Annotated in this window: 8 protein-coding genes and 2 tRNA genes; 4 read left to right on the top strand and 6 right to left on the bottom strand. The window is 49.3% G+C overall.

Features of this window, described 5'->3' with window-relative positions:
• Positions 1-706: 706 nt before the first annotated feature.
• Positions 707-3,520 (top strand): M16 family metallopeptidase, encoded by a 2,814-nt coding sequence (locus M1L52_RS13900; protein WP_248615632.1) that lies wholly within the window; start codon positions 707-709, stop codon positions 3,518-3,520.
• A 57-nt stretch (positions 3,521-3,577) separates the two neighbouring features.
• On the opposite strand, the gene mltG is transcribed toward M1L52_RS13900, so the two are convergent.
• Entirely contained in the window at positions 3,578-4,609 is a 1,032-nt protein-coding gene (mltG, locus tag M1L52_RS13895) for an endolytic transglycosylase MltG (RefSeq protein ID WP_248615631.1), read from the bottom strand.
• A 73-nt stretch (positions 4,610-4,682) separates the two neighbouring features.
• Positions 4,683-6,470: a glycoside hydrolase family 2 protein gene (locus M1L52_RS13890; RefSeq protein ID WP_248615630.1), complete on the bottom strand. Its 1,788-nt coding sequence runs from the start codon at positions 6,468-6,470 to the stop codon at positions 4,683-4,685.
• 166 nt (positions 6,471-6,636) lie between these two features.
• Here M1L52_RS13890 and M1L52_RS13885 point away from each other — a divergent pair, with 166 nt between their 5' ends.
• Together M1L52_RS13885 and M1L52_RS13880 are read left to right on the top strand one after the other, a co-directional pair.
• A complete protein-coding gene (locus M1L52_RS13885; protein WP_248615629.1) occupies positions 6,637-7,419 on the top strand; it encodes a dihydroorotate dehydrogenase electron transfer subunit in 783 nt (260 codons plus the stop codon).
• A complete protein-coding gene (locus M1L52_RS13880; protein ID WP_248615628.1) occupies positions 7,407-8,315 on the top strand; it encodes a dihydroorotate dehydrogenase in 909 nt (302 codons plus the stop codon). Before M1L52_RS13885 ends, M1L52_RS13880 begins: the two co-directional genes overlap by 13 nt.
• A 115-nt stretch (positions 8,316-8,430) precedes the next feature.
• Here the strand turns inward: M1L52_RS13880 and M1L52_RS13875 are convergent.
• Positions 8,431-8,503: transfer RNA gene (locus tag M1L52_RS13875), tRNA-Gly, on the bottom strand.
• A 68-nt stretch (positions 8,504-8,571) separates the two neighbouring features.
• Positions 8,572-8,647 (bottom strand) — tRNA-Thr (locus M1L52_RS13870).
• 193 nt (positions 8,648-8,840) lie between these two features.
• Here M1L52_RS13870 and M1L52_RS13865 point away from each other — a divergent pair.
• Positions 8,841-9,689 carry a patatin family protein gene (locus M1L52_RS13865; protein ID WP_248615627.1) on the top strand — a complete coding sequence of 283 codons (849 nt, stop codon included), beginning with the start codon at positions 8,841-8,843 and terminating at the stop codon, positions 9,687-9,689.
• Positions 9,690-9,761: 72 nt separating this feature from the next.
• Here M1L52_RS13865 and M1L52_RS13860 read toward each other — a convergent pair whose 3' ends face one another.
• Together M1L52_RS13860 and M1L52_RS13855 are read right to left on the bottom strand one after the other, a co-directional pair.
• Entirely contained in the window at positions 9,762-10,775 is a 1,014-nt protein-coding gene (locus tag M1L52_RS13860) for a GGGtGRT protein (protein WP_248615626.1), read from the bottom strand.
• 15 nt (positions 10,776-10,790) lie between these two features.
• Positions 10,791-11,492: an iron-sulfur cluster assembly scaffold protein gene (locus tag M1L52_RS13855; protein ID WP_248615625.1), complete on the bottom strand. Its 702-nt coding sequence runs from the start codon at positions 11,490-11,492 to the stop codon at positions 10,791-10,793.
• Positions 11,493-11,879 lie beyond the last annotated feature (387 nt).

Below are 11,879 nucleotides of genomic sequence, written 5' to 3'. Positions count from 1 at the left end.
CAATTGACGCTTATTGTTGCAAAATCTGCAACGAGATGCGTCGTTTGCCGCACATTTCCTTAAAAATAAGTCAATAAGCTGAATTTCTGCGTTGCTGATATAATGCACTAAGTGAGGGAAAAGCATCAAAAACGAAGGGGAAAATATGTGTTTTTAAGCCTATTAGAGAAGTGATTTCACAATTTCTGTGCCTTTTCCGAGGTTAGGCATCGCCGGAGTGGTGTGGCTAAAAATTTGTAATTAATTGACTATTAATTATTTAAGTTAATTATTTTTTTACGCTATCACAAATCACAGTATCACAGTTTATTTTAAAGGGTATCCCCTTTTTCTTATTTATAACTATATATATTATATATATATCTAATAATCAATAAGTTACAATTATTAGAGGGGAAGATTTTTGATTTGAGGGTACCCTTTTTTAAAACTGTGATTTGTGATACTGTGATTCTTCACTCTTCACTTCTTATATCAGGCTCTCCAGTGCCCATAGCAGTTCATTGGCCACGCCCTTTGCGAATTGTGGCACGCTGAATCGAAAATGAAAAGAAAAATAAGCTTTTGTTTTGTATTTCTCTCGACTTTTCGTAACTTTGGCTTCGCCGAAGTTACAGGCACTCGGAAGAAAAAGAAAATGTGATTTTCTTTGTTCTTCTCTCGTTTTTTTGTAACTTTGCCAACAGAAAACCTATAAAACGATAATATGAGAAAAATTATCCTATTTGTTTCGATGCTGGCAACATGCTCTTATGCTACTGCACAAGAGGCTTTGCCGCAAGATCCTGACGTGGTGGTGGGAAAGCTGAAGAACGGCATGACCTACTACATTCGCCACAATGCAAAGGAGGCGGGTCTGGCCGACTTCTATATTGCACAACGTGTGGGCTCAATACTTGAGGAGCCACGACAGAGAGGACTGGCACACTTCCTGGAACACATGGCTTTCAACGGCACAAAGAACTTCCCCGGCAAAGGCAAGCGACTGGGAATAGTGCCCTGGTGTGAGTCGATAGGAGTGAAGTTCGGAGCAAACCTCAATGCCTATACATCGGTTGACCAGACGGTATATCACATTGGCTCGGCTCCGCTGAAGCGCGAGGGTATAATAGACTCGTGCCTGCTGGTGCTACACGACTGGAGCCACTATCTGCTGCTTGAGGACAAGGAGATAGACAAGGAGCGTGGCGTGATACACGAAGAGTGGCGCACACGCCGTGCAGGAAAGGCCATGCAGCGACTCATGGAGAACGCCATGCCTTATCTCTACAAGGGCTCGAAGTATGAGGACTGTCTGCCAATTGGCTCGATGGACATAGTGGACAACTTCGCCTACCAAGACCTGCGCGACTACTACCACAAGTGGTATCGCCCCGACCTTCAGGGAATAATAGTTGTGGGCGACATAGATACGCGGAAGGTGGAGAAGAAGATAAAGAAAATCTTCGGCTCTATACCTATGCCGAAGAATGCTGCCGAGAGGGTGTATTATCCTGTGCCCGACAACGACTCGATGATGGTACACATAGAGCGTGACCGCGAGCAGCCAATGGTCATAGCGCATCTTTACATGAAGCGTGACGCTACGCCCGACGCAGAGAAGAACACGGTGGACTATTTCCGTTCGAACTATATCGATGGACTCATTGGTGTGATGATGAACAGCCGCCTGAACGAGATGCGTCAGGACAAGAACACGCCGTTCCTAAGCGCTACGGGCCGCGCCAGCCAGTTCTTTGTGAGCCGCACAAAGGAGGCTTTCACTATGAGCATAAGCTGCAGGCAGGACGATGTGCTGGGAAGTATAATAAGTGGTGTGGCTGCAGCCGAGCGAGTGCGCCAGCATGGTTTCACTCAGCCGGAGCTGGACCGCGCGAAGAAGTTGCAGCTGGCAGCAGCTGAGCGCCACTGGAACAATCGTGACGATCGCCGCAACTCTACGCTCGTGAACCTGTGTGTGCAGCACTTCCTCGCAGCAGAGCCTATGCTCTCAGCCGACGCTCGCTATGAGCTGATGAAACGCATGAACAATGAGGTGACGCTGTCAGAGGTGAACGAGGGTGTGAAGCAACTCATTACCGACCGCAACCAGGTGATGCTGGTCTATGCTCCAGACCAGCCTGAGCTCGTGCTTCCAAGCGAACACGACATAGAGCGGGTGGTGAGCGCTACTCAGCATCTGAGCTACAGTCCATATATGGAGGAGAACCTCGACAATATGAGTCTTATCGCTAACGAGCCAAAGGCGGGCACCATAGTAAGCGAGAAGCCATTCAAGCACGGCTTTACTCTGCTGAAGCTGAGCAACGGAATGGAGGTCTATGTGAAGCCAACGACGTTCCAGGCCGACGAGGTGCAGATGAGCATCAAGGGCGAGGGCGGCACGTCGCTCTATGGCGATGAGGACATACCGCAGTTCGCTCTGCTGAGCAGCGCCGTAGTAGAGGGCGGAGTGGGGCAGTTTGACGCCATCAAGCTGCGCAAGAGACTGACAGGTCACATGGTACGCCTGCAGCCTTTCATCAACTCACAGGCACAGGGCATAAACGGTACGAGCTCGGTTAAGGATCTGGAGACGATGCTTCAGATGTCGTATCTGTACTTCACACAGCCACGACGCGACGACAAGGCGTTTGAGGGACTGCTGAGCCGTACACGCTCGTTCCTGACCAACAGAAACGCATCGCCGAAGGTTGACTATAACGACTCTATCAATGCCACACTCTTCGGACACCATCCGCGCGTGGCTCCAACGACGAAGGAACGTCTTGACCAGGCCAACTACGACCGCATACTCGAGATATACCGTGAGCGATTCGCCGATGCGTCGAATTTCAAGGTGACTATCATTGGCAACGTGAGTCTTGAACAGCTGCGCCCAATGCTCTGCAAGTATCTCGCCTCGCTGCCGGCAACTAACAAGCACGAGCGCGCAAATCGTGCCAATGTGCCAGAGGTGGTGGCAGGCAATTTCACCAAGCAGTTCCGTAAGAAGATGGCTACTCCGCTGGCAAACGTCAGCATATACTACACGGCTAAGGTGCCCTTCACGGCTAAGAACGACCTTGTGCTCGACTTCCTGAAGCGTTGTCTCTCAATAGCCTACACAGACTCTGTGCGCGAGGAAAAGGGCGGCACCTATGGCGTAAGCGTGGGCTTCGAACTGGAGCGTGAAGATGAGTATGGCGCTATGCTACGCATAGCATATAATGCCGATCCTGATAGGTATGAGGAACTCAATCCTATCATCTACCGACAGTTGGAAAATATTGCAGAGAACGGACCGCTACAGTCATCAATGGATAAGGTGCGCAAATATCTCATAAAGCAGTATGCGCAGTTTGCCATAACCAACGACTACTGGAACTATATCCTGCGTCACGAGATAGAGGACAACGAGGACTTCGACCGCGACTACTGCCTCATGTGTGAGCAGATAACCGCCGACGAAGTAAAACAGATGGCCCGCGAACTGCTGCGCCAGGGACGCCGCATAGAGGTCACGATGTTGTCGGAATAAGGCTTAATCGTTAAAACGTTTAATCGTTTAAACGAGAAGTCGATTAATCGAAAAAAATTAAAGCCCCCTTTCATTGAGCGCCTTCGAATAGCGAGCAGCATTCTGAAGGTGCTCTTTGTATGTGACGGCAAAGTTATGGGTGCCGGAGAAGTCTTCCTTGGCGCACATGTAAAGATAGTCGTGAGCCACACGGTTAAGAACTGCATCGATGCCCTTGATGCTTGCCACCTTGATGGGGCCGGGAGGAAGACCTTCGTTCTGATAGGTGTTGTAGGGACTCTCAACGGTGAGCATGCCGTGGCGTATGCGCTTGATTGAGAAGTCGCCAAGGGCAAACTTAATGGTTGGGTCGGCCTGAAGGGGCATACCCGTCTTAAGGCGGTTAAGATACATGCCGGCTATCATGGGCTTTTCGGCGGTATTGGCTGTCTCCTCGTCTATGATGCTGGCAAGGGTGCACACCTCGTCGGGGCTCAGTCCTATGGCTTCGGCCTTCTGAGTGCGCTCGCCTGCCCAGAACTTGTCGTGCTCCTTCTTCATGCGTTGCATCAGCTTGTCGAGACTGGTGTTCCAATAGACCTCATAGGTGTTAGGTACGAACATGGCGGGGATGGTCTGAGGTGTGTAGCCCAGCTGGCGGCAATAGACTTCATCGATGAGTGCACAGGCAATGGTGGTGCTATCAATCATCAGTCGCTTGCCCAAAGCGGAGGCGAGCAGACGCACGGTGCGGCTCTCGGGGATGGTGAGCATGATTGGGCTCTGCTGTCCGTTCTTCAGTCGGCGGAAGACGGTAATGACACCATCGCCAGGCTCAATGGCGAAGCGACCGGTGCGAATGTCTGACTCGTAGTCGCTGTGGCGCAGAAGGGTGCACAATGCCGACGAGCCGTGGCGAGAGCCAACTGCCGAGAGCTTGGTGAACACGGAGTCGATGTTGTCGTTGTCATCGATATAGACGTATTGTGTCTGCTGCTGATGACTGAAGCCTGTGAAGAAATAGTAGATGACCAGCGCGATGATGGCAACAAGACTCGCTGTGGCCGCAATGATATAGTATTTCTTCGAAATGTCTTTCTTATTATTCATGTTATAAAAAATATGTTCTTACCTCTAACCTCTCACTTTTAACCTCTCACCTCTAACCTCTAATCTCTCACCACTACTTCGTCTTATACCACTCCTGCAGCACATAGGACGCTTTCTTGCGCTCACCGCGGTCAGAGTATAGTCCCTTCATGTTGTAGTAGTCCTGAATGCCGTCGAGGACGCGACGAGGTGAACGGAAGTCCTTCAGTACCCAAGGTGTAGTGCCCGAGAGACCTTCAATCTTGTCGAGCATGCGCAGGTTCTGTTCGTAGAGATTCTCTTGGAACTCCTCAGTCCAACGTAAGTTCTTAGGTCCGTGATAGCCATACTTCGCTCCACCGCCAAACTCGCTCACGATGACTGGCTTTTCGTAGGGCACTTCCCATTCCATCTTAGGAGCATCGTTGACGTCGCGATACCAACCGATATATTGGTTGAAACTTACCACATCGACAAACTCGTGCATATTGTCCTGCAGACGGTTCTTGTAGTTGGAAGCCGACGTCACCTCCATAGCCATAGAGATGAGACGGGTGCTGTCAATGGAGCGCGCATACTGAGCCATGCGTCCGAGGAAACGGTCGCGCTCGGCAGAGTGGGGAGTCTCGTTGGCAATACTCCAGATGATGATGTTGGCGCGGTTCTGGTCGCGGCGTATCATGTCGGTAAGCTGGCGCTGAGCGTTCTTGAAGGTCTTTTCGTTAGTCCACGAGATGGTCCAGTAGCAAGGTATCTCGCTCCACACGAGGATGCCCATGCGCTCGGCCTCGCGAATCATGAACTCGTTGTGGGGATAGTGGGCAAGGCGCACGAAGTTGCAGCCAAGCTCCTTGGCCATAGAGAGCAGCTTGTGGGCATCTTCGGTGCCGTTGGCACGTCCGCCGCCGTCGGTCTTCTCCTCATGCATGCTCACACCCTTGAGGAAGATGGGTTTGCCGTTGAGCAGAATCTCTTTGCCGCGTGTCTCAATGGTGCGGAAACCGATGCTATCAACGAGTGTCTCGCCGCTCATTTCAATCTCAACACGATAGCGGCGAGGAGTTTCGGGAGTCCAAAGCACAGGCTTTGCTTTAATGGCAATGTTGGTGCACCCGTTGGCATCGGTGGTGAGCTTCTTCTTTATCTTCAGTTCGGGTATGCGGAGCTGAATCTCCTTGCCTGCCTCGGGCTTGTTGAGCTTCAGGTAGAACGTCAGACGGCGTCCCTCGAGACTGGCCAGCTGAAGGCTGTAGTTCTCTACATAAGTGGGCTGCACGTCAACAAGGAGCACGTCGCGGGTGATGCCGCCATAGTTCCACCAATCGAAGATTTGTGTTGGCACATTATCCTTATGGCGCTTGTTGTCAACCTTCACGATGACGAAATTGTCACCATTGTGGAGCTGGTCTGTAATATCGATGTTGAACGGAGTGAAGCCGCCCACATGATGGGTTACATGATGACCGTTGACATAGACGTGGGAGTCGTAGTTCACGGCACCGAAGTAGAGCAGCGTGCGTTTGCCTTCCTGCTTCTTGTGGCGGAACGACTTCTTGAACCACACCGTGCCCTCGTAGAAGAACAGACGCTCGTCCTGGGTGTTCCAGTCGCCAGGTATGCGCATAGTTGCAGCCTTGTCGAAGTCATACTCTATGAGGTCTTCAGGGCGCTGCGGCTTGGCGTTGAGGAAGAAGCCCCAGCGTGTGGGATTCATGCGATAGTCGTAGTAGCCTTCCTCCTGAACATCGACAATATAGTTCCACTGTCCGTTGAGCGATGTGGTGTTGCGTGCAAACACGTTGCCTATGAGTGGGCACTCTTGTGCGGCTGCACTCGTGAAGGAAAAAGCAGTAAGCAGAAATGCAGAAATGACGTTCTTCATATTCTTCGTAGTGAAATAGTTGTTGGTTCTTGTTCGTTTTAAAATGCAAATGTACGGAATAATTTGATAATTCAATAAAAATGGAATGCTTTTTTGTGTATACCTTTTGTATTTCGCCCGACTTTTCGTAATTTTGCAATCCAAATTATAACACACTTTTCTTTAGATGAAAAAAACAATTCTTGACTTGACTGTTAGGTCTGTAGAGAGACTGCATGAGAGGTATGTGCTGTTGAAGCTCACTCATGAACAACCATTGCCAGAGATGCTTCCCGGACAATTCGTGGAAGTGCGCGTTGACGGCTCACAGACAACATTTCTGAGAAGGCCGATTTCTATCTGCTACGTTGACAAGAAAGCAAATGAGCTGTGGCTCCTTGTGGCTACGGTAGGCGACGGAACAAAGCGTATGGCGCAACTGAAGGAGGGCGACAAGTTGAATTGTGTACTGCCCCTCGGAAACGGTTTTTCTCTGCCTGCTGAGAGTGAGCCCAAACGCCGACTGCTGCTAGTAGGAGGTGGAGTGGGAGTGGCTCCGATGCTGAATCTCGGTGCTGAGCTTAACGCAAAAGGTCACGAAGTAATCTTCCTGCTTGGCGCCCGCTCAAATAAAGACTTACTGCTGATAAGCGAGTTCTCAAAGTATGGACAGGTATATGTCACTACCGAGGATGGCTCTGAAGGAGAGAAAGGATTTGTGACACAGCACTCGCTGTTGAAGGAGAATAAGTTTGACACAATCTACAGCTGTGGACCAACGCCGATGATGAAGGCTGTGGCCAAATATGCCAAAGCATCTGGCCTCAACTGCGAGGTGTCGCTCGAGAATCTTATGGCTTGCGGACTGGGAGCCTGCCTCTGCTGTGTGGAGAAGACGGTTAAGGGCAATGTGTGTGTGTGCAAGGAAGGACCGGTGTTTAATATTGATCAATTGTTATGGCAGATTTAAGCGTAAAGATAAAAGACCTGCAGCTGAAGAACCCCGTGATGACGGCTTCAGGCACCTTCGGCTACGGACTGGAGTTTCAGGATTTTGTAGAGCTCGACCAGATAGGAGGCATCATAGTTAAAGGCACAACGCTGAAGCCTCGCGAAGGCAACGACTATCCGCGAATGGCAGAGACAGCAATGGGCATGCTCAACTGCGTGGGACTGCAGAACAAGGGCGTGGACTACTTCTGCGAGCACATCTATCCGGAACTGAAAGACATAGACACCAACTTCATAGTAAATGTGAGCGGTTCGTCGCCAGAGGACTATGCCGAGTGTGCCGCACGCATTAACGAACTGGAGCGTATTCCTGCCATAGAGCTGAACATATCGTGTCCAAACGTGCGCGACGGCGGAATGGCGTTCGGAGTTACATGTGAAGGAGCATCGAGCGTGGTGAAGGCTGTACGCAAGCGTTATGACAAGACACTCATTGTAAAGCTGTCGCCAAACGTGACAAGTATCGTGGATATAGCAAAGGCGGTAGAGGCAGAAGGTGCCGACAGCGTGTCGCTCATCAACACTCTGATGGGAATGGCTGTTGACATAGAGCGCCGTCGAAAACTTCTATCAATAGGTACTGGCGGACTGAGCGGTCCTTGCCTTAAGCCAGTAGCCCTGAGAATGGTATATCAGGTGGCAAAGGCTGTTGGTATTCCTGTAGTAGGACTGGGAGGCATAATGACGGCTGAAGACGCTATTGAGTTCCTCATGTGTGGCGCAACAGCGATAGAGGTGGGCACAGCAAACTTCATTGACCCGGCTGTCACGATGAAGATTCGCGACGGAATAAACGATTGGCTTGAGCGTCACGGATGTCACTCAGTAAAAGAAATCATCGGCGCAATAGACTGATTACTCAAAGACAACTCTCAGGAGTTGTCTTTAATAATATAAGCGGTTGTGTTTAGTAAAAATGCTGCTTGTGTTTAGTAAGAATAGTGGTTGTATTCTAACTAATTGGTTTGGGAGCGGAATACGGGACTCGAACCCGCGACCCTCGGCTTGGGAAGCCAATGCTCTACCAACTGAGCTAATTCCGCAATAAAAAAGGGAAGAAATCTTCCCAAACCTTTTTAAATAAACTAATCAGAAAGTCAATGGACTATCTTGGAGCCGACACCCGGACTCGAACCGGGGACCTACGCATTACGAATGCGTTGCTCTACCAACTGAGCCATGTCGGCCGACTGCTTTCCAACAGGACTGGAGCCTTGCGCGAAAAGCGAGTGCAAAGTTAGGTAATAATTTTTACTTTACCAAATTTTGCAGAAATAATTTTCAAAAAACATTCCTGCGTGTAGGAAAATAAAAATAAAGTAGTATTTTTGCAGTCTGAACCATTTTTTTGAATATTACTTTTTCCCACATGTTGATAGCATGAAAAACGGACTCGTACTTGAAGGCGGAGCCATGAGAGGACTCTGGACAGCAGGAATCATTGACGTGATGATGGAAAACGGCGTGGCTCCTGATGCACTCATCGGAGTGTCGGCAGGTGCCGCCTTTGGCTGTAACTATAAATCGCGTCAGCCTGGACGTGCAATACGTTATAATGTGCGCTTCGCCAAAGATCCGCGATACAGCGGAGTGCGCTCTCTGCTTACCACCGGCGACTATTTTAATGCCGAGTTTGGCTATCACATCATACCAAAGGAATATGATGTTTTCGACGACGACGCTTTCGACTCCAACCCAATGGAGTTCCACGTGGTATGTACTGATGTGGAGACGGGTAAGCCCGTTTACCGTCAACTGACTAAAGCTGACCACAACTGCTATGACTGGATAAGAGCATCGGCTTCGATGCCTTTGGCTTCGCGAGTGGTTCAGCTTGATGACTATAAACTTCTCGACGGTGGCGTCTCTGACTCTATACCCCTTGAGTATTTCGAGTCGTTGGGCTATAGGAATAATGTTGTCATTCTGACTCAGCCTCTTGGTTACCAGAAGGGACCAAATAAACTCATGCCGCTCATGCGAATAGCTCTTCGTCACTATCCCAACATGATTGAGGCAATGAAGAATCGACACATCATGTATAATCATCAACTCGAATATGTAGCTCAGGCTGAGCGTGAAGGACGCTGCCTCGTGATACGTCCTGAGAAAAAGATTCCCATTGGCCACATATCTCATGATCCACAGCTCATGCAGCGTATTTACGAAATAGGACGCAGGGTAGGCGAGAGCTATCTTGAGAAAATACAGGCGTTTTACGCAAAATAAATAACACGCGTACCGTTTTTGCGATACGCGTGTTTTTATTAATTCTCCGACGTGCGAAGAAATTAGTTCTGATTACTTCTTGTTCAGGGCAAGGTCAATCTCAACGGCGATAGATACTGTTGCACCTACCATTGGGTTGTTACCGATGCCGAGGAAGCCCATCATCTCAACGTGAGCAGGAACAGAAGAAGAACCTGCGAACTGAGCGTCAGAGTGCATACGGCCAAGGGTATCAGTCATACCGTAAGAAGCAGGACCTGCAGCCATGTTATCTGGGTGCAGAGTACGACCTGTACCACCACCTGAAGCTACTGAGAAGTAAGGCTTGCCAGCAAGCACGCGCTCCTTCTTGTAAGTACCAGCTACTGGGTGCTGGAAGCGGGTTGGGTTGGTAGAGTTACCTGTGATTGAAACGTCAACGTTCTCCTTCCACAGGATAGCAACACCCTCACGAACATCGTCAGCGCCATAGCACTTTACCTTTGCACGAGGACCGTCGCTGTAAGGAGTCTCCTTAACAACCTTAACCTCGCCAGTATAGTAGTCGAACTGAGTCTGTACGTATGTGAAACCATTGATGCGGCTGATAATCATAGCTGCATCCTTGCCAAGACCATTGAGGATAACGCGTAGGGGCTTCTTACGAACCTTGTTTGCCTTCTCAGCAATCTTGATGGCACCCTCAGCAGCAGCGAATGACTCGTGACCTGCCAGGAATGCGAAGCACTCAGTCTCCTCGCGGAGCAGACGAGCAGCCAGGTTACCGTGACCTAGACCAACCTTACGGTCGTCAGCCACAGAACCGGGGATACAGAAGCTCTGCAGACCGATACCGATAGCCTCAGCAGCCTCGGCAGCGTTCTTTACGCCCTTCTTAATGGCGATAGCAGCACCACAAACGTATGCCCACTTAGCGTTCTCGAAGCAGATACGCTGAGTCTCCTCACACATCTGGTAAGGATCAATACCAGCCTTCTCGCAAATCTCGTTAGCCTCTTCAATGCTATTGATTCCGTTCTCCTTAAGAGCAGCCAGCACCTGATTGATGCGACGCTCGTAGCTCTCGAATGATACTTTTCTAATCATGTGTCTGTCCTCCTCTTATTCTTTACGTGGATCAATAACCTTCACAATTCCCTGCTCGGCAGTTGTACGACCGTAAGAACCTGTGAACTTCTTCACAGCCTCGTTAGCGTCCATACCGTCCTTGATAGCTTCCATCATCTTGCCCAGGTGTACATACTCGTAGCCGCAAACCTGATTATCCTTATCGAGGAACTGCTTGGTGATGTAACCCTCAGTAAGCTCGAGGTAACGGGTACCCTTAGCAACTGTGCCATAGAGTGTACCTGTCTGTGAACGCAGACCCTTACCGAGGTCTTCCAGACCAGCACCGATTACGAGACCGCCCTCAGAGAAAGCACTCTGTGTGCGACCATAGACAATCTGCAGGAAGAGCTCACGCATAGCGGTGTTGATAGCATCGCAAACGAGGTCGGTATTCAGAGCCTCAAGAATGGTCTTACCAGGCAGAATCTCTGAAGCCATAGCAGCAGAGTGAGTCATACCTGTGCAGCCGATAGTCTCAACGAGAGCCTCCTGAATAACACCGTCCTTAACGTTAAGGCTCAGTTTGCAGGCACCCTGCTGAGGAGCACACCAACCAATACCGTGGGTGTAACCCGAAATGTCCTTAATCTCCTTTGCCTGAATCCACTTGCCCTCTTCGGGAATGGGTGCAGGACCGTGGTTGGGGCCTTTGGCCACAACGCACATGTTCTCAACTTCCTTTGAATAAATCATTGTGTAATTTTATAAAATATAAAATAGTATAAAATAATGTGTCGCTTATTGTTGCGTATTTGGGCTGCAAAGATAGTAAATTTTCTTACAATTACCTAAAATAGGTGATGCTTTTTGAGCGTATTAAGGAAATTTAGCAAGGGGAGAGTGAGGAAATTGAGAATTGGAAATTGAGAATTAAGAATTGAGAGCGTAGAATTGACAAACGAGAGTTGTTATCGACTGTTAATTTTTTGTAACTCGTCAGTTTTTTCTGTTTCATTTAACTAATGTTTGGATGAAAATGTGTAACTTTGCATCCACAAAAGGAATATCTCCTTAGCTTCGCATTCTGTGAAGCGCAGAATTAGTTCGTTACAGAACTTTTTTCCTTAACTACAATTCCAA

Origin of the sequence: Prevotella sp. E13-27 (genome assembly GCF_023217965.1) — a bacterium.
Classification (GTDB): Bacteria; Bacteroidota; Bacteroidia; order Bacteroidales; family Bacteroidaceae; genus Prevotella.
This window is presented reverse-complemented; position numbering and strand designations above follow the sequence as displayed.

Bases quoted from the DNA above. Each gene is read 5' to 3' on its own strand.
- M1L52_RS13900 (WP_248615632.1), top strand. From the start codon at position 707: ATGAGAAAAATTATCCTATTTGTTTCGATGCTGGCAACATGCTCTTAT.
- mltG (WP_248615631.1), bottom strand. From the start codon at position 4,609: ATGAATAATAAGAAAGACATTTCGAAGAAATACTATATCATTGCGGCC.
- M1L52_RS13890 (WP_248615630.1), bottom strand. From the start codon at position 6,470: ATGAAGAACGTCATTTCTGCATTTCTGCTTACTGCTTTTTCCTTCACG.
- M1L52_RS13885 (WP_248615629.1), top strand. From the start codon at position 6,637: ATGAAAAAAACAATTCTTGACTTGACTGTTAGGTCTGTAGAGAGACTG.
- M1L52_RS13880 (WP_248615628.1), top strand. From the start codon at position 7,407: ATGGCAGATTTAAGCGTAAAGATAAAAGACCTGCAGCTGAAGAACCCC.
- M1L52_RS13865 (WP_248615627.1), top strand. From the start codon at position 8,841: ATGAAAAACGGACTCGTACTTGAAGGCGGAGCCATGAGAGGACTCTGG.
- M1L52_RS13860 (WP_248615626.1), bottom strand. From the start codon at position 10,775: ATGATTAGAAAAGTATCATTCGAGAGCTACGAGCGTCGCATCAATCAG.
- M1L52_RS13855 (WP_248615625.1), bottom strand. From the start codon at position 11,492: ATGATTTATTCAAAGGAAGTTGAGAACATGTGCGTTGTGGCCAAAGGC.